The following is a 17,568-nucleotide window of genomic DNA, read 5'->3' as shown; positions in this document are numbered from 1 at the left end:
GGCCCGGATGTCCGGGCCCCCGCGGGGCTGTCGTCACTGCGGTTCGGGGGACTTCGGTGGTCGTCCCCGGCGCGGGATCGGCGCCGCCCCGCCCGGCAGTCGCCCCGCCTCCGCGAGGGCCCGCCGCAACAGGAACTCGATCTGCGCGTTCGCGCTGCGCAGCTCGTCCGACGCCCAGCGCGCGAGCGCGTCGTGCACCGCCGGATCCAGCCGCAGCAGCATCTGCTTGCGCTGCTGCGACTGCTGCGGCCTGCGCCGCGGCGATTCCTCGGTCACTGGTAGAGCGTGCCCGTATTGAGGACCGGCTGCACCGCGCGGTCACCGCACAGCACCACCATCAGATTGCTCACCATGGCCGCCTTCCGCTCCGGGTCCAGCTCGACGATGTCCTGCTCCGCGATCCGGGTGAGCGCCATCTCGACCATGCCGACGGCACCCTCCACGATCTGCTGCCGGGCCGCGACGACGGCGCCCGCCTGCTGGCGCTGGAGCATCGCGGAGGCGATCTCGGGGGCGTACGCGAGGTGGCTGAATCGCGACTCGATGATCCGGACGCCTGCGGCCTGCACCCGTGCGGTCAGCTCCACGGCCAGCTTCTCGGTGATCTCCTCGGCGTTGCCCCGCAGCGAGAGGCCGCCCTCGTCGTGGGCGTCGTACGGGTACTCGATCGCGATGTGCCGGACGGCCGCCTCGGTCTGGGTGGCGACGAACTCCAGGAAGTCGTCGACCTCGAAGAGCGCCTGCGCGGTGTCGTCGACCTTCCAGACGACGATCGCGGCCAGCTCGATCGGGTTGCCGTAGGCGTCGTTGACTTTGAGGACCGCGGTCTCGTGGTTGCGGACCCGGGTGGAGATCTTGCGGCTGGAGGTCAGCGGATTGATCCAGCGCAGGCCGTCGGCGCGGATCGTGCCCACGTAGCGGCCGAAGAGCTGGATGACCCGGGCCTCGCCCGGTGCGACCATCTTCACACCGCCCATGCAGAAGAACGCGGCGATGGCGAGCAGCACGCCGAGGATGCAGAGCGGGATGCCGACGCCGTTGTTCCCGTTCGACCCGATGACACCGCCGACGATGGCGAGACCGACGCCGACGATCACCCCGATCACCGTGAGCAGCAGGCCGATGCCGCCCGGGATGCTGTGCGCCGTCGTCTCCCGGACCTGCGGTTCCGGCATCTGCGGCGCGTCCGGCGTGAGGTCCGGCGTCGGTGTGGCGGGCGTGGCCGAGACGTGTGGATCAGTCATGGAATCCCCCGTTTGTGCGGGCTAGCTCAGCGCTAGCAATGTGATTACACATTAACTCATGTGACAACCCTGCGCACCTCTCGTGAGTCGGTTCCCTTGAAAGCGGGTGCTGATTGTCACGCCCGGAAAAGGGCGGATCGCTGGGCTTCTGTCCCTGCCAGGGGTGTTAGCTGGCAGGTCCGAGCTGATCCGGTCGAGCAGAGAAGCGGGAGCAACACAGCAATGGGTCGAGCGGATGCGCGACGAGCCCAGCGGCGCGGGTCGCGGCGGGCCGTGAAGAGGGGCGGCATACGCAGACTCTTCACCTGGCGAAAACTACTGGGCGCGGCCTTCGGGCTCTGTCTGCTGGGCATGGGCGCTTTCGCCGTGCTCTACATGGTCGTGCAGGTGCCGGAGGGCAACGCACAGGCCAAGCTCCAGGCCAACGTCTACAAGTACTCCGACGGCAAACTGCTGGCCCGGACGGGCGAGGTCAACCGGGAGATCGTGAGCCTGGCCGAGGTGCCCAAGGACGTTCAGCGGAGCTTCGTGGCCGCCGAGAACAAGTCCTTCTACCACGACCAGGGCGTCGACTTCAAAGGTACCGCCCGAGGCCTGGTCAACACCGTTTCCGGCAAGGGCAAGCAGGGTGGCTCGACCATCACCCAGCAGTACGTCAAGAACTACTACCTCGACGCCGACCAGACGGTCACCCGCAAGCTCAAAGAGCTGGTCATCTCGCTGAAGGTCGACCAGAAGCGGTCCAAGAGCGAGATCCTCGCCGGGTACATCAACACCAGCTACTACGGTCGCGGCGCCTACGGGATCCAGGCCGCGGCGCAGGCGTACTACGGCAAGGACGCCAAGGACCTGGACGTCACCGAGGGCGCCTACCTCGCCGCTCTGCTCCAGGCGCCCAGCCAGTACGACTGGGCCGTCGCCACCGACCACGGCAAGGCGCTCGTCAAGGAGCGCTGGAACTACGTGCTCGACAACATGGTCGACGAGCACTGGCTGGACGCCGGCGAGCGCCAGGGGCTGAAGTTCAAGGCCCCGCAGGCCCCCAAGCAGTCCGAGGGGCTCTCCGGCCAGAAGGGCTACATCGTGGCCTCGGCGCGCGCGGCGGTGCAGAAGCAGGAGCACATCACCGACGCGCAGTTCGACGCCGGCGGCTGGACGATCACCGTCAACATCGACAAGAAGAAGCAGCAGGAGCTGGAGAAGTCGGTCAAGGCCAAGCTGACCGACAAGCTGGACACCAAGGGGCGCAAGCTCGACCAGGACGTCCAGGCCGGTGCGGTCTCGGTCGACCCGAAGACCGGCCGGGTGCTCGCCATGTACGGCGGACGCGGACTGACCGAGCACTACATCTCCAACGCCACCCGGCGCGACTACCAGCCCGCCTCCACCTTCAAGCCGGTCATCCTCGCGGCGGCGCTCGACCAGGAGTCGCAGACCCAGGACGACCAGCAGATCACCGCCGACACCCGCTACGACGGCACCAGCAAGCGTCCGGTCAAGGGCAGCGACGTCGCGTTCGCGCCGGAGAACGAGGACGACCGGGACTACGGCCAGGTCACCGTCCAGACCGCGATGAACAAGTCCATCAACTCCGTCTTCGCGCAGATGGGCGTGGACGTCGGCATGGACCGCGTGATGCAGACCGCCGGCAAACTCGGCATGGACGTCGAGGGGCTCCCGGCCGTGCCGGCGCAGACCCTCGGTTCCATGGGCGCGAGCCCGATGGAGATGGCCGGGGTCTACGCGACCCTCGACAACCACGGCAAGAAGGTCACGCCGCAGATCGTGAAGTCGGCCCAGAAGCAGGGTGAGCAGCCGATCGAGCTGCCCGAGGCGATCGGTGGCCAGGTGATCAAGCGCCAGGCCGCGGACTCCGTGACCTCCGTGCTGACCGGTGTGGTCGACGACGGTACGGCCCACGAGGCGGTACGCAACGCCGAGGGGCTGGCCGACCAGCAGATCGCGGGCAAGACCGGCACGTCGGACGACAACAAGTCCGCCTGGTTCACCGGCTACACCCCCCGCCTGGTCACCTCGGTGGGCCTCTTCGGCGAGGCCGCCTACGCCCGCACCGACGACGACGCCAAGAAGATCGGCAAGGGCGCCCAGGTGCCCCTGAAGGGAGCCGGCGGCGGCGGCCGGGTCAACGGCGGTGGCTTCCCCGCCGACATCTGGGCGAGCTTCACCGCCCAGGCGATGGGCGACCCGGGCGAGTTCGACCTCGACACCGACATGGGGGCCGCGGTCACCCCGCCGAGCCCGACCACCTCACCGAGCCCGTCCATCACGCCCTCCGAGACGGTCTCGCCCTCGGACGACCCGACGACCAGCGCGCCCCCGACCTCGGATCCGCCGAAGGAGAGCGTGTCCCCGTCGTCCGATGCGCCGCCCTCTCCGTCGGGTGACCCGTCGGGCGACCCGACCACCGAGCCGCCGCCCGATCCGGACCCCAGCGACTCGGCCGAACTGCCGGTGGACCCCGGGGCCGACCGGCCGAACGGCGACAACAGCCTGACGCAGTGACACGCTGATCCGGCTCCGGAACGCCGGAAGGGGCGGTGTACGAGGAAGACTCCTCGTACACCGCCCCTTCCGCTGTTCCGGTTGTGCGCGGTCCGGGTCAGGAGATGGCCGGAAATGTTCGACGCCGGACGTTCGCCGGGCCAGTGTGCCCGGCTGCCGCGCCCGCTTGCTGCTCCGGCTACTGTCCCCGGGTCGGCATCTCGAACCAGACGACCTTGCCCGTCGACAGGCGCGTCGCGCCCCACCGCCGGGCCAGCCGGTTCACCAGGAACAGTCCGCGACCGCCCTCGTCCATGTCGCGGGCGCGGCGCTGGCGCGGCAGCTGCGGGGAGTCGTCACCGACCTCGCAGCGCAGGATGTCGGTCCGCAGCAGCCGCAGCGTCACCGGCCGCTCCGCGTACCGCACGGCGTTGGTCACCACCTCGCTGACCAGCAGCTCCACCGAGTCCGACAGGTCCTCCAGACCCCAGCGGCTCAGGGCGCGGCGGGCCAGCCTGCGGGCCCGGCCCGGAGCCGAGTCCTCCGGCTCCAGGAACCAGTACGCGACGTCGCTCGGCGCGATCCCGTCGAAGCGGGCGGCCAGCAGGGCGATGTCGTCGTCCCGGTCGCCGGGGCCGAGCATGTCCAGCACGTCGTCGCAGAGGGCCTCCAGCGGCGGCGAGTGGTCGGGCCCGGTCAGCCGGGCGGTGGTGGCGAGCCGCTCGCGCAGCTGCTCGATGCCGGTCCACACGTCCCGCAGCCGGGACTCCACCAGGCCGTCGGTGTAGAGGAGCAGGGTGGCGCCCGCGGGCGCGTCCAGCTCGACGGCCTCGAAGTCCACGCCGCCGACACCGATCGGGGCCCCGGGCGGCACCCGCAGCACCTCGGCGCGGCCGCCGAGGTGGAGCAGCACGGGCGGCGGGTGACCGGCGTTGGCGATGGTGATGCGGTGCGCGACGGGGTCGTACACCGCGTACAGGCAGGTCGCCATGCGGTCGCTGCCGAGCCGCTGGGCCTGCTCGTCGAGGTGGTGCAGGACCTCCTGCGGGGGCAGGTCGAGCCCGGCCAGGGTCTGCGCGGTGGTGCGCAGCTGGCCCATGATCGCGGCGGAGGTCATGGAGTGGCCCATGACGTCGCCCACGACCAGGGCGACCCGGCTGCCGGGCAGCGGGATCGCGTCGTACCAGTCGCCGCCGACCCGGGCCGTCTCGGCGGCCGGCAGGTAGCGGGAGGCGAGCCGCACCCCGGTGGGCTGCGGCAGCGAGTCGGGCAGCATGGTGCGCTGGAGCTCGTCCGCGATGTAGGCCTCGCGCCCGTACAGCACGGCCTTGTCGATGCCGAGCGCGGTGTGCGTGGCCAGTTGGGCCGCGACCAGCAGGTCGTTGGCCTCGAACGGCGGGCGTTCGGTGCCGCGCAGGAAGACCGCCGCGCCGATCACCCGGCGCCGGCCGCGCAGCGGGGCCAGGATCGCGCGGTGCCCGGACGGCACCGTGCGGCCGGCGCCGAGCAGCTCGGGCAGGGCGGCGCGGGCCGCGGCGGAGTCACCGAACACCGGCCGCACCCCGCGCAGCACCTCGGCCAGCGCACCGCCGGGGCGGACCTCGCACAGTTCGGCGGCGGGCGTCAGATCGGTCTGCGGATCGATGGCGGCCGGCCGGAGCCGCTCGCTCTCCGTCAGCCCGTCGGCGAGTTCCTCGCTCAGCCGCAGCCGGTCGGAGCGGCGCAGCCGCAGCACGAACGGGTTGACGGGGCGCTCGTCGCCGACCGGCAACGGGTCGCGGAGGTAGACGAGTATGGCGTCGGAGAACGTCGGCACGCTGGCCCGGCACAGGCCGAGGACGATCTCGTCCAGATCTATCCCGCGGGCGATCCGGCGGGTCGCGGCACCCACGAAGCGCAGCCGGTCGCCCTCGCGGCGGGCCGCCGCCTGGGGGTCCGGTCCTGCCGCCTGGCCTGTTCCGGCAGTGCCGGGGCCGGGGCCCTTGGCCGGGCCCGGGATCGCCGTGGCGGCAGCGGCGGCCGCCGACGCGGCATCCCGCTGCCGCGGCCGGGCGCGTTCCTGCGGCCGGGCGGCGAGAGGCTGCCGGCCTTCGTGGGAGGTGGGGTGCTCCGTCACGCTTGGGGTTCCGTCCGTCCGGGCCGGTTGTATGAGGCAATCACCTTGTGGGGCGCTACTGTGCCCCGGCATGAGCGGCAATAACAACGGCTGACACCGCATGCCCCGGAACACCGGGCCGAAACCGGACGTCCGTGAGCGGGAGCCGTGACAACGTTTTCGGCGGTGGGGCGGCGGACAGTGAGCACGTCTCCACCCCCTCGTAGTGGCTCATGCGATTCGGGCAACTCGTGCGACTCATACGACTGATGCGGTCATGAAGCGTGCAACCAGTGCGATGACTCGATGATTTACGGTCAGCTCGTGTGCGGCGCCCGCGGGGTGGGGCGGACCGTCCCTCCTCGGGACGATCCAGGGTTCGTCCCCCTGGGGTGCATCAAGGGTCTCACGACGGCATGGCGGAGGGGGTACGGTCCCAGTCATCCGGAAGCCGGTCCCAGTCGTCCGGAAGCGCGGGTACCCGCCACCGCGGATCGGGCCGCCAGTCCTCCCAGCCGTCCCGGAACGGTGCCCCCCAGTCGAGGATCACCCCGACCGCCGCGCGCCCCGCCTCCCGGACCCGCCGAGCGGTCGCGGGGGTCATCAGGCCCACCCGCTGGGCCTGGGCGAACTCGTCCTCGTCGCGCCAGAGCCAGCTGCGGTCCGGGTAGACCGAGATGTCCAGGAAGTGGTCCTCGGAGTCGATGCCGCCGGCCCAGCGGGTACGCGGCTCCTCCAGGTTCACGTACCAGCTGCGGAACTCCCAGCCGCGCTCCCAGAACAGCCAGACCGACCAGGGCTCGCCGGGCCGGGCCAGCTTCAGCACCCCGTTGCCCAGCCAGGGCGAACGGGCGGTGGTGCGCGGCGAGGTGTACCGGGTGGCGAGCGGCTCCGCGTGCACGTCGGTGCCGTCCGCGAGGACCGGCTTCACGCACTCGGTGCCGGGCGCCACCCAGACGGCGAGCAGGTCCTCGGTGTCCTGGACGACGGTGACGGGGCGGCAGATGTGCACCGGGTTCCGCGCCCCGCCGGGCCCGGGACCGTGCCGCACCGGTCCGTTGCCGCGGTAGCGCCACAGGATCTGATCACCCGGCGCCCAGCGCTCGGTCCCTCCGGTACCTGTCATGGAGGGATCTTAGTGAGCGAGCCGCCCCACCGCAGCGACGCGCGTCACGGGCGGGTCATCCGCAGCACGTCCAGCGCCTCGTCCAGCTGCTCCACGGTGAGGTCCCCGCGCTCGACGTACCCCGAGTCCAGCACCACCTCGCGGATGGTCCTCCGCTCGGCCAGGGACTTCTTGGCGACCTTCGCCGCCTCCTCGTACCCGATGTACTTGTTCAGCGGGGTGACGACGGACGGCGAGGACTCCGCGTACTCCCTGGCCCGCTCCACGTTCGCGGTGATCCCGTCGACCGTGCGGTCGGCGAGCAGCCGGGAGACGTTGGTGAGCAGGCGTACGGACTCCAGCAGGTTCTTCGCGATGACCGGGAGCATCACGTTCAGCTCGAAGTTGCCCGCGGCCCCTGCGGCGGCGACCGTCGCGTCGTTCCCCGTCACCTGCGCGGCGACCATCAGCACGGCCTCGGGGATGACCGGATTGACCTTCCCCGGCATGATCGACGAGCCCGGCTGCAGGTCGGGGAGGCTGATCTCGGCCAGACCGGTGCGCGGCCCCGAGGCCATCCAGCGCAGGTCGTTGGAGATCTTGGTGAGGGAGACCGCGATCGTACGGAGCTGGCCGGAGGTCTCCACCAGGCCGTCCCGCGCGCCCTGCGCCTCGAAGTGGTCGCGGGCCTCGGTGAGCGGCAGCCCGGTGACCCGGGCGACCTCCGCGATCACGGCGGCCGAGAAGCCGGGCGGGGTGTTGATCCCGGTGCCGACGGCGGTGCCGCCCAGCGGCAGCTCCGCCAGGCGGGGGAGCGAGGCGTACAGCCGCTCGATGCCGTAGCGGATCTGTGCGGCGTACCCGCCGAACTCCTGGCCCAGGGTCACCGGGGTCGCGTCCATCAGATGGGTGCGGCCCGACTTCACGACCGTCGCGAACTCGACGGACTTGCGCTCCAGGGCGGCCGCGAGGTGGTCCAGGGCGGGGACCAGCTCGCCGGTCACCGCGCCCGTGGCGGCGATGTGGATGGAGGACGGGAAGACGTCGTTGGAGGACTGCGAGGCGTTGACGTGGTCGTTGGGGTGGACCTCGCGGCCCAGACGCTCGGTGGCGAGGGTGGCCAGCACCTCGTTGGTGTTCATGTTCGACGAGGTGCCGGAGCCGGTCTGGAAGACGTCGATCGGGAAGTGCGCGTCCCAGCTGCCCCCGGCGACCTCCGCCGCGGCGTCCTGGATGGCCCGCGCGATGTCCGGGTCGAGCACCTTCAGCTCGGCGTTCACCTTGGCGGCCGCGCCCTTGATGCGGGCGAGCGCCTCGATGTGGGCCCGCTCCAGGCGCTGCCCGGAGACCGGGAAGTTCTCCACGGCCCGCTGCGTCTGGGCCCGCCACTTCGCGTCCGCGGGCACCCTGACCTCGCCCATCGAGTCGTGCTCGACGCGGTAGCCCTCGGTGCCGGCTGCGGTCTTTCCCTCGTCCGTCATCGTTCAACCTCCATAGGACCGCCCTGGAAGTGGTGGGCGGAAGCGAAAAAGATGAGCACTTGTCTTGTTCTATGTATTCCCAAGTCGGCTACCGACCAGTAAATACCGGGGGTAACAACAATCTCGGGAGGCGCAATGAGGCGCACAAGGTTCAGACTCCGCTGTACCGTCGCGGCCGTCGCCGCCACGGCGGCGGCCCTGGGCGGGATGACCGCGGCCGCCGGACCGGCGGCCGCGGCACAGTCCGGTACCAGCACCACCTCATCCACCGCACTGCCGCCCGAACTGGAGGCCGTCCGCGCCGCCGAGGCCACCCAGCTGTACGGCGACCCCGCCGAGCGCCCGCTCACCGACCGCAAGACCGGGCTGATCTCGCTCGGCGACAGCGAGATCTCGGGCGAGGGCGTCGGCACGTACGAGGCGGGCACCAACGGCCCCGACAACTGGTGCCACCGCTCGCCCGACTCCGCCATCCACCGCACCGGCATCCCGGCCGACGTCACGTACAACGTCTCCTGCTCCGGCGCGTACACCGGGAACATCGTCATCGGCGGTTCGAAGCAGTACGCCGACGAGCTGGTGCAGAGCGACAACCTCGCCATCAAGGCGCGCAACACCCGCATCAAGATGATCGTGCTGGTGGCGGGTGCCAATGACGACCTCCAGTTCGGTCCGGTCATGACGGACTGCGTCGAGCGCTGGGTCCTCCTCCAGGGCACCTGCGAGCCCAAGTACGCCGGCGGCTGGCAGGCCCGCGTCGACGGACTCGTCCCCAAGGTCGAGAAGGCCGTCGGCGACCTGCGCACCGTCATGTCGAACGCCGGATACGCCAACGGCGACTACAAGCTCGTCGTCATGGGCTACCCGAGCCCGATCGGCCCCGACTTCTACGACAACCCGAACTTCCCCGGCAAGCTTCCCGGCGGCTGCGCCGGATACGACTCCGACGCCGCCTGGGGCCGCAACACCGCCGTCCCCGCCTTCGAGCGCGGCATGCGCAGGGCCGCCGCCGACACCGGAGCCGTCTACCTCGACAACTCCCGGCTCTTCCACGGCCACGAGGTGTGCAGCGAGTCCACCTGGGCCCGCGGCCTCTACATCGACCTCTCGCACTTCCCGCCGGACTCCAACTCGCTGCGGCAGTCCTTCCACCCGAACGCGGCCGGCCACGGCGCCTTCGCCTCCTGCCTGACCCAGATCTACAACTCGGGCCTGCGCGAGGCGAGCTGCGCCGACCCGGCGAGCACCGGAAAGCCCGTGCTGCAGGCCACCGCCTGGGACGACGTCTTCAAGCCGCTGAAGAACGGGGCCACCGGCACCTGCCTGGACGCCCCCGCCTCGGTCACCCGTAACAACACCGGAGTGAGCGGCTGGGAATGCCACGGCGGCCGCAACCAGGACTGGTGGTACGACGCAGGCACCAAGACCGTCCGTACGGAACTGAGCCACGACCGCTGCCTGGACGTACCGGGCGCCGACTACAGGGCGGGCGCCGCCCTCATCCTCTACAACTGCTCCGGCGCGGCCAATCAGAAGTTCGCCCAGCAGTCGGGCACCCTGCGCCCGGCCGCCTCCACGGGCCTGTGCGCGACCCTGGCGGGCGCCCACGACCCGCTGAGGCTCCAGCCCTGCGACGGCGGCGCGAGCCAGCGCTTCGCCTAGCGGGTCCGTTCTCCCGGGCTGCGGGGAGGGGCGATACCGCGCCCCTCCCCGCAGCCCCCGGGTCAGCCGGACGTCACGAACGCGCCCAGGATCGCCGCCAGGTGACCCGGGTCGTCCGCCCCGCACAGCTCACGCGCCGAGTGCATCGAAAGGCCGGGCACTCCCACGTCCACGGTCGGGACACCCAGCCGGGCCGCGGTGAGCGGGCCGATCGACGTACCGCACGGCATCGCGTTGTTCGAGACGAACGGCTGCCAGGGGGCGCCCGCCCGCTCGCAGGCCGACGCGAACACCGCGATGCCGGTCGAGTCGGTGGCGTAGCGCTGGTTGACGTTGACCTTCACCGTGGGGCCGCTGTTGGGCAGCGGGCGGTGGTCCGGGTCGTGCCGCTCCGCGTAGTTGGGGTGCACGGCGTGCGCCATGTCGGCGGAGAGGCAGAAGGCACCGGCCAGCGCCCGCGAGAAGTCCTCCGGGCTGCCGCCGCGCGCGGTCACCGAACGGCTCAGGACGCGCTCCAGCAGCGGGCTCTGCGCACCCGTGTCGGAACCGCTGCCGACCTCCTCGTGGTCGAAGGCCGCCAGGACCGGGATGTACGCGGGCTGCTCCTCGGCGGCCGTCGCCGTCGCGGCCAGCGCCGTGACCCCGGCGTGCACCGACACCAGGTTGTCCAGCCGGGAGGAGACCACGAACTCCTGCTCCGCGCCCAGGTATCCGGGCGGCTGGATGTCGTGGAGCATCAGGTCCCACCCCAGCACCTCCTCCGGATCGGCCTCCGCGGCCGCCGCGACCCGGCGCAGCAGCGCCCCCTCCTCGGCGGCGCCGAGCGACCAGACCGGGGCGATGTGGCGCTGCCGGTCCAGGGACAGGCCCTCGTTGACCGTCCGGTCCAGGTGGATGGCCAGCTGCGGCACGCGCAGGAGCGGTTCGTCGATCTGGACGAGCCGGGAGTCGGTCGTGCCGCCGGGGCCTCGGAGCGCGAGCCGGCCGGAGATGCCCAGGTCCCGGTCGAGCCAGGTGTTGAGCGGCACTCCGCCGTAGATCTCCACCGCGATCTGCCGCCAGCCCGCGGAGCCGGTGTCCGGGGTGGGTTTGATCCGCAGGTTCGGTGAGTCGGTGTGGGTGCCGATGATCCGGAAGGGCGTGTGTGCGGGGGTGCCCTCGGGGGCGTACCAGGCGATCAGCGCGCCGCCCCGGACGACGAAGCTGCCGCCCGTGGTGCCCGTCCAGTCGTCCGTGCCCCGCAGTTCACGGAAGCCGGCCTTCTCCAGCCGCTGGGCGGCGCTCGCGACGGCGTGGTACGGGGAGGGGCTGGCCCTGATGAAGGAGAGCAGATCATCGACGTGGCTGCGGTGGTGGACCGGCGTCATGCGGTCTCCGCCTTTCCGGTGTGGGACGGTGAAGGTGTTCGGTGGTGCGGGGTGGGGCGTACGGGGTTGGTGGCACGGCTCTGGACGTCCGGGCCGGGATGCCCGGGTCGGGGAGGCGTCGCGAGGTGGGGCCGGGCGGGGCGGATCCTCCTGCGACGCGGACAACTCACCGCATCTGCCGGGCACCCCGCAAGCCCGGTCGGCGGCCCGCTGCGTGAATGCGGCGGTGCGGCGCCGTTGCCCTCGGCCGGCAGTTGCGGCCGCGGGGCCCGGCGGGACGGCCCGGCCGGCACCGGAACGGTGACCGGCGTGCGGCCAACAGCCGTACCCGTGCTGTCGCCTGTGCGCGGGAGGCGTCGCGGGGACGTGGCGCAGGCCCCCGCGTAATTGGCTGAATTCGGCCGTACGCAGGCGGCACCGGCACGCGCCCCGGCGCCGGACCCGGTCACGGCGGCGACGGGACCGGCGGGGACTTGCGCAGGCCCGTCACCCGGATCAGGAACACCGCGGCGACCACGAGCGCGACACCGTGGGACCAGCCCACGACCGTCAGCGGGGTGTAGCGGTCGAGCGCGGCCGCGACCAGGATCATTCCGGCGCCGAAGCCGAGGTTCTCCACCGTGGCTGAGAGCCCGAAGGCGTGGGCGCGCAGCCCGGCCGGCAGGGTCTGCAGATGAGAGGTGTACGAGACCTCCGTGAGCCCGTCGGCGGCCCCCGCGACCAGCGCGATCGCGGCCGTGGCCACCAGCGGGAACCCCGCGAACGCCAGGATGAACGCCGCCGACATGAGACAGGTGCCCCAGCCGAAGCCCAGCGCCCCCACCGACCGCGCGGTACGGCGAGCGTGACGCTGGATCAGCTGCTGCACCACGATGTTGCCGAGCGCCCACAGGCACCAGAAGGCGCTGACGAACACGGCGGGGCGCGAGTCGTCGAGCTCGCTGGAGTAGACCGGAAGCGCCGCGTTGTGCGAGGACGAGCCCAGCGCGTCCACCCCTCGCAGCGCCACCATCAGCGCCAGACCGGGCGCGGCGGCCAGTGCGGCGAGCGCGGCGGGCCCGCGCCGACGGGCCGGCGCACCGTCCCCCGGTTCCGCACCGGCTGCCGCGCCCGGTTCCTTCCCGCTCCGGTCCGTACTCCCGTCCCCGGCGCGCTGCTTGCCGCCGCCCGGGATGGGAAGCAGGGCCACCGTCACCGCGCAGACTGCAAAGGTTGCCGTGTCCACCACGAAGGCGGCGGTGTACCCGACGAGCGAGACGACGACGCCCGCAGAAGCGAAACCGGCCACCATGGCCAGCGAACGACCAGTGATCGAGAGAGAGTTGGCCCACGACCGGCGGTCCTCGCCGACCATCTCGGGTATGGAGCTGCGCAGGGACACCATGAAGAGCGTCCCGCAGGAGCCCACGACCACGGATACCGCGATCAGCGCGGCGGTCCGCAGCCCGTCCGGCGCGAGAACCAGCAGCAGCATCACCGACGCCTGCGCGATATTCGTCCAGAGCATCACGCTCTTCGCCGTGAATCGGGCGAGCAGACCCCCGGCCGTCAGCCCGGCGGCGAATCCCGACGCGAGTCGCACCGCCATGAACAGCCCCATGGCGAGAGCCCGTCCGGTCGTCTCATAGACGAACAGATTGAGCGCCACCATATTCAGGAAGGTGCCGTACGAAGAGATGGCGTAGCCGGTCACGAGGAATCGATATCGCCGTACTCCGTAGCGCGAGTCGGCCGATTCGGCGTCCGGCCGGCTGAGGGTGTTGTCGGGGCCGGGCGTCACCCGTTCATAGTTGCCGAACCGTCGAACTCCCCGCCGTCATCCCTTGTGCACAAAGGTAATCTGCATACTTGTGAAGGACGATCATTCCAGCCCACCGGCATGCGATTGCCGCGAATCGTCGGCCGGCAGCTGCGCACGGACCGGGGCCGGGGCCGGTCCGGAACGGCCCTGCGAGAGCGCGCTCGCGACGTACCGGCGCGCACTGGTGACGGGATGCCTTCCGCAGGGCGAGGTGGCCGGTTGTCTGCGGGACCTGCACCTGATGGTGTCCGACCGGGGCTCACCGGGATTCATGGTCCCCGTACCGCCGGAGACCGCGTCCTACACCGCGCTCGCCCCGCTCCAGGAGGAACTCCTCGACCGGCGCCGGGCGCTGCGTGCCACCCGCGCCACGCTCTCCGTCTTCGAGGCCCTGTACGCGGACGTGCACCGCAGCGAACAGCCCGCGCTCACCCGGCTGTCCGGGGAGGCGGTCATCAGCAGGGCGCTGGAAGCGGCGGTGGGCGGCTGCCGGGAACAGGTCCGCACCGCGCACCCCGGCGGCGGCCGCCCGGCACGCGTGCTCCAGGAGGTGCTGACCCGGGACCTGGACAACCTGGGGCGCGGGGTCCGGCAGCGGACGATCTACCAGCACACCGTCCGCTCGGACCGTACGACGCTCGCGTACATCGAGCAGGTGACCGAGGCGGGAGCGGAGGTCAGGACCCTCGCCGAGGTGGTCGACCGGGTGATCGTGTTCGACCGCGATCTGGCGTTCGTCCCGTTCTCCGACGAACCGCACCACGCCCTGCGCGTCCAGCACCCGTCGCTGGTGCGGTTCCTGGCCCGCGCCTTCGACGAGGCCTGGGCCCGCGCGGTGCCGGTCCGCCCGGAGCGGGCGCCGCTGCGCACCCCCGTCATCACGTCCGACCTGCAGCGCGCCATCCTGCGGGCGGTGGTCAACGGCGAGACGGACGCCGCGATAGCCCGCCGGATCGGGATGAGCCGCCGCAGCGTGGCGGAGCACATGCGCAAGGTCTCCGAGCAGCTCGGCAGCACCGGCCGCGCCCAGCTCGGCTACCTGGTCGCGACCTCGGGCCTGCTCGACGGGTGAGGGGCCGCCCGGCCGGGCGGCCCCTCACCCGCGCGACCGTCAGGCCAGGCCGGGGCCGCGTACCGGAATGCTGGTGAAGGTCGGTGCCGGGGCGGGCTCGGTGAAGAAGTCGTTGCCCTTGTCGTCGACGACGACGAACGCCGGGAAGTCCTCGACCTCGATCCGCCAGACCGCCTCCATGCCGAGCTCCTCGTACTCGACGACCTCGACCTTCTTGATGCAGTCCTGCGCCAGCCGCGCCGCCGGGCCGCCGATGGAGCCGAGGTAGAAGCCGCCGTGCGCGTCGCACGCGTCGGTGACCTGCTTGGACCGGTTGCCCTTGGCGAGCATCACCTTGGAGCCGCCGGCCGCCTGGAACTGGGCGACATAGCTGTCCATCCGGCCGGCGGTCGTCGGCCCGAAGGAACCGGAGGCGTAACCCTCGGGCGTCTTGGCCGGTCCCGCGTAGTAGACCGGGTGGTCCTTCAGGTACTGCGGCATCTCCTCGCCCGCGTCGAGGCGCTCCTTGATCTTGGCGTGCGCGATGTCGCGCGCCACCACCAGCGGGCCGGTCAGCGAGAGCCGGGTCTTGACCGGGTACTTGGTCAGCTCGGCGAGGATCTCGTCCATCGGCCGGTTGAGGTCGATCCTGACCACGTCACCGGCCTCGTCGAGGTGCTCGTCGGTGGTGTCGGGGAGGAAGCGGGCCGGGTCCTTCTCCAGCTGCTCCAGGAAGACGCCCTCGGCGGTGATCTTCGCGGTGGCCTGGCGGTCGGCCGAGCAGGAGACGGCGATCGCGACGGGCAGCGAGGCGCCGTGGCGGGGCAGCCGGACCACCCGTACGTCGTGGCAGAAGTACTTGCCGCCGAACTGCGCCCCGATGCCGATCTTCTGCGTCAGCTCGAAGACCTTCTCCTCCAGCTCCTTGTCCCGGAAGCCGTGACCGGTGGGGGAGCCCTCGGCGGGCAGCTCGTCCAGGTAGTGCGCGGAGGCGTACTTCGCGGTCTTCATCGCGAACTCGGCCGACGTGCCGCCGACCACGATCGCCAGGTGGTACGGCGGGCACGCGGCCGTACCGAGGGAGCGGATCTTCTCCTCCAGGAACTTCATCATGGAGGCCTCGTTGAGGACCGCCTTGGTCTCCTGGAAGAGGAACGACTTGTTGGCCGAGCCGCCTCCCTTCGCCATGAAGAGGAACTTGTACGCACCGCCGTCGGTCGCGTACAGCTCGATCTGGGCCGGGAGGTTCGAGCCGGTGTTCTTCTCGTCCCACATGTTCAGCGGCGCCATCTGCGAGTAGCGCAGGTTGAGCTTGGTGTACGCGTCGAAGATGCCGTGCGACAGCGCCTCCTCGTCACCGCCCTCGGTGAGCACGTTCTGCCCGCGCTTGCCCATGACGATCGCGGTGCCGGTGTCCTGGCACATCGGGAGTACGCCCGCGGCGGCGATGTTCGCGTTCTTCAGCAGGTCGAGCGCGACGAACTTGTCGTTGGACGAGGCCTCGGGGTCGTCCACGATCCGCCGCAGCTGCGCCAGGTGCGCGGGCCGCAGGTAGTGCGAGATGTCGTGCATGGCCTCGGCGGCCAGGGTGCGCAGCGCCGCCGGATCGACCTTGAGGAACGTACGGCCGTCGGCCTCGAAGGTGGAGACACCCTCGGAGGTGACCAGACGGTACGGCGTGGTGTCCTCTCCCAGGGGGAGCAGATCGGAGTACGCAAACTCTGGCATTACGGCCATTCCTCACTCGGTGACAGCGGCTGGCCTCCCTTGGACAGCGCACCCACCAGGGTAGGACCCCGCAGGCGCGCTAAGCCTGTGAGGTAAGGCTCACCGGGAACGGCCCCGCGCCCCGCCGTCAATGCAAAGACCCTAGTCGCGATCTATCGCGTTTGGGTACGCTGGGCCGGTGGACCTCGAAAAGCACCCCCAGCAGCCCACCGCGCCGGCGGAACCCGACGGTATCCGTGCCTCCGACGCCGACCGGGACCGGATCGCGGACATCCTGCGGGAAGCCATGGCCGAGGGCCGGCTCACCGCCGACGAGCACGGCGAGCGGGTCGACGCGGTCTACCGCGCCAAGACCGTCGGCGAACTGGAGCCGCTGGTACGGGATCTGCCCGCCCCGGGCGGCGCGGCCACCAGGCCCGCCACCGCGCAGTACGCCCACGGCTCCGAGGAGACGGCGGGCCCGGCGGACAACCTGATCGCGGTCTTCAGCAGTTCCACCCGCAGGGGACGTTGGCGGGTCGGCGGCCGGACGAACGCGTTCTCGCTGTTCGGCAGTGTGGAGATCGATCTGACCGAGGCGCTTTTCGGACAGCGTCTGACCGTGATCAACGCGACCTCCATCTTCGGAAGTGTCGAGATCCGGGTTCCCGAGAACATCTCGCTGCGCGGCAGCGGAACGGGAATCTTCGGGAATTTCGAAGTCGTCACGCTGGAATCCGGAGATCCGGAGGCGCCCGTGGTGGTGGTCAACGGCTATTCGGTGTTCGGCAGCGTCGAGGCAAAGCCCAAGCGCGGCAAGTTCATCGCGGATCTCCAGGACCGGTTGCGCAAACACCTCGGTCACTGACGGAGAGGCGGTCCCGGGAGGAACTGATTTCAGCCGAAACCGCGATCGACCGCAATTTCGCGGACCGGACCTGAGTGCCACTCAGTGCATAGGCACGCGCACAGCGGGTAGGGAGAGCTGCATCGTCTTCTCGCCCGCGAAGCCGTCGTCAGGAGTGGACCGTGCTGCAACTGCCGCATCAGCCCCTGCAGGTCGCCGCCGTTCCTTCCCAGCGGAATCCCGCTCGGGAGGACCAGGCAGGCCCCTGGCATTCGGAGGCGGTGTGCCGCCGGGACGAAGCCGGGCTGTTCTTCGCCCCGTCGAAAGAGCCGACCGCTGCCCGGCTCTCCCGTGAGGAGTCCGCGAAGCGGGTCTGCGCGCGCTGCCCGGTCATGGTCGAATGCCGGGAACACGCCCTGCTGCAGCCCGAGCCGTACGGGGTGTGGGGCGGCCTCACCGCTGCCGAACGCCGCGTGGCCCTCGCCCGCCGCCGGCGGCGCGAGGCCGAGCTCAAGGCATCCGGCGCGGCGGGCCGCATCGCCGCGGCCGGCTGAGTGCCGCACCGCACCGCATCCGTCCCAACGTGAGAGGGGCGCCCCCACCGCACATGGGATGCTGTTGGCGAATGCCCCTTCGTCGTGACGTCGGCCTGATCCATCTCGTTGGTGGGTCAGGCCGACGTTGTGTTTGGGGTGGGCAGATGTCG

At 71.1% G+C, this 17,568-nt stretch carries 13 protein-coding genes; 5 read left to right on the top strand and 8 right to left on the bottom strand.

The window, feature by feature from the left end:
- Window positions 1-33: 33 nt before the first annotated feature.
- Window positions 34-276: a hypothetical protein gene (locus ACGFU6_RS12850; protein ID WP_393610342.1), complete on the bottom strand. Its 243-nt coding sequence runs from the start codon at window positions 274-276 to the stop codon at window positions 34-36.
- On the bottom strand, window positions 273-1,244 hold the full coding sequence (locus tag ACGFU6_RS12845) for an SPFH domain-containing protein (protein WP_393610341.1): 972 nt from the start codon (window positions 1,242-1,244) through the stop codon (window positions 273-275). The genes ACGFU6_RS12850 and ACGFU6_RS12845 overlap by 4 nt, the downstream gene beginning before the upstream one ends.
- Before the next feature lie 222 nt (window positions 1,245-1,466).
- On the opposite strand from ACGFU6_RS12845, the gene ACGFU6_RS12840 reads away from it, so the two are divergent.
- A complete protein-coding gene (locus ACGFU6_RS12840; RefSeq protein ID WP_393610340.1) occupies window positions 1,467-3,767 on the top strand; it encodes a transglycosylase domain-containing protein in 2,301 nt (766 codons plus the stop codon).
- Window positions 3,768-3,945: 178 nt separating this feature from the next.
- Here the strand turns inward: ACGFU6_RS12840 and ACGFU6_RS12835 are convergent, their stop codons facing one another.
- From ACGFU6_RS12835 to ACGFU6_RS12825, 3 genes are all read right to left on the bottom strand, one after another.
- A complete protein-coding gene (locus tag ACGFU6_RS12835) occupies window positions 3,946-5,862 on the bottom strand; it encodes a SpoIIE family protein phosphatase (RefSeq protein WP_393610338.1) in 1,917 nt (638 codons plus the stop codon).
- A 385-nt stretch (window positions 5,863-6,247) separates the two neighbouring features.
- Entirely contained in the window at window positions 6,248-6,967 is a 720-nt protein-coding gene (locus tag ACGFU6_RS12830; RefSeq protein ID WP_393610337.1) for a DUF402 domain-containing protein, read from the bottom strand.
- 44 nt (window positions 6,968-7,011) lie between these two features.
- Entirely contained in the window at window positions 7,012-8,427 is a 1,416-nt protein-coding gene (locus ACGFU6_RS12825) for a class II fumarate hydratase (RefSeq protein ID WP_393610336.1), read from the bottom strand.
- A gap of 135 nt (window positions 8,428-8,562) precedes the next feature.
- On the opposite strand from ACGFU6_RS12825, the gene ACGFU6_RS12820 reads away from it, so the two are divergent.
- Entirely contained in the window at window positions 8,563-10,089 is a 1,527-nt protein-coding gene (locus ACGFU6_RS12820; protein WP_393610334.1) for a ricin-type beta-trefoil lectin domain protein, read from the top strand.
- A 62-nt stretch (window positions 10,090-10,151) separates the two neighbouring features.
- Here the strand turns inward: ACGFU6_RS12820 and ACGFU6_RS12815 are convergent, their stop codons facing one another.
- Both ACGFU6_RS12815 and ACGFU6_RS12810 read right to left on the bottom strand, forming a co-directional pair.
- Window positions 10,152-11,456, bottom strand: coding sequence for a M18 family aminopeptidase (locus ACGFU6_RS12815; protein WP_393610332.1), 1,305 nt, complete (start codon window positions 11,454-11,456; stop codon window positions 10,152-10,154).
- Between the two features lie 445 nt (window positions 11,457-11,901).
- A complete protein-coding gene (locus ACGFU6_RS12810) occupies window positions 11,902-13,149 on the bottom strand; it encodes an MFS transporter (protein ID WP_393610789.1) in 1,248 nt (415 codons plus the stop codon).
- A 157-nt stretch (window positions 13,150-13,306) separates the two neighbouring features.
- On the opposite strand from ACGFU6_RS12810, the gene ACGFU6_RS12805 reads away from it, so the two are divergent.
- A complete protein-coding gene (locus ACGFU6_RS12805; protein WP_393610331.1) occupies window positions 13,307-14,329 on the top strand; it encodes a LuxR C-terminal-related transcriptional regulator in 1,023 nt (340 codons plus the stop codon).
- Between the two features lie 39 nt (window positions 14,330-14,368).
- On the opposite strand, the gene ACGFU6_RS12800 is transcribed toward ACGFU6_RS12805, so the two are convergent.
- Entirely contained in the window at window positions 14,369-16,036 is a 1,668-nt protein-coding gene (locus ACGFU6_RS12800) for a fumarate hydratase (RefSeq protein ID WP_393610329.1), read from the bottom strand.
- Window positions 16,037-16,214: 178 nt separating this feature from the next.
- On the opposite strand from ACGFU6_RS12800, the gene ACGFU6_RS12795 reads away from it, so the two are divergent.
- Together ACGFU6_RS12795 and ACGFU6_RS12790 are read left to right on the top strand one after the other, a co-directional pair.
- Complete coding sequence (locus ACGFU6_RS12795) at window positions 16,215-16,883, top strand: DUF1707 domain-containing protein (RefSeq protein WP_393610328.1); 669 nt, start codon at window positions 16,215-16,217, stop codon at window positions 16,881-16,883.
- Window positions 16,884-17,044: 161 nt separating this feature from the next.
- Window positions 17,045-17,416, top strand: a complete 372-nt coding sequence (locus ACGFU6_RS12790; RefSeq protein ID WP_123523830.1) for a WhiB family transcriptional regulator — start codon at window positions 17,045-17,047, stop codon at window positions 17,414-17,416.
- Window positions 17,417-17,568 lie beyond the last annotated feature (152 nt).

This window comes from Streptomyces sp. NPDC048462 (assembly GCF_043200175.1).
Taxonomy (GTDB): domain Bacteria; phylum Actinomycetota; class Actinomycetes; order Streptomycetales; family Streptomycetaceae; genus Streptomyces.
The sequence above is the reverse complement of the archived record's forward strand: the minus strand, read 5'-3'. Positions and strand labels throughout refer to the sequence as shown.

What these genes read in the sequence shown, in the direction of transcription:
- ACGFU6_RS12830 (WP_393610337.1), bottom strand. Translation starts at nt 6,967, where the DNA reads ATGACAGGTACCGGAGGGACCGAGCGCTGGGCGCCGGGTGATCAGATC.
- ACGFU6_RS12840 (WP_393610340.1), top strand. Translation starts at nt 1,467, where the DNA reads ATGGGTCGAGCGGATGCGCGACGAGCCCAGCGGCGCGGGTCGCGGCGG.
- ACGFU6_RS12820 (WP_393610334.1), top strand. Translation starts at nt 8,563, where the DNA reads ATGAGGCGCACAAGGTTCAGACTCCGCTGTACCGTCGCGGCCGTCGCC.
- ACGFU6_RS12845 (WP_393610341.1), bottom strand. Translation starts at nt 1,244, where the DNA reads ATGACTGATCCACACGTCTCGGCCACGCCCGCCACACCGACGCCGGAC.
- ACGFU6_RS12815 (WP_393610332.1), bottom strand. Translation starts at nt 11,456, where the DNA reads ATGACGCCGGTCCACCACCGCAGCCACGTCGATGATCTGCTCTCCTTC.
- ACGFU6_RS12825 (WP_393610336.1), bottom strand. Translation starts at nt 8,427, where the DNA reads ATGACGGACGAGGGAAAGACCGCAGCCGGCACCGAGGGCTACCGCGTC.
- ACGFU6_RS12800 (WP_393610329.1), bottom strand. Translation starts at nt 16,036, where the DNA reads ATGCCAGAGTTTGCGTACTCCGATCTGCTCCCCCTGGGAGAGGACACC.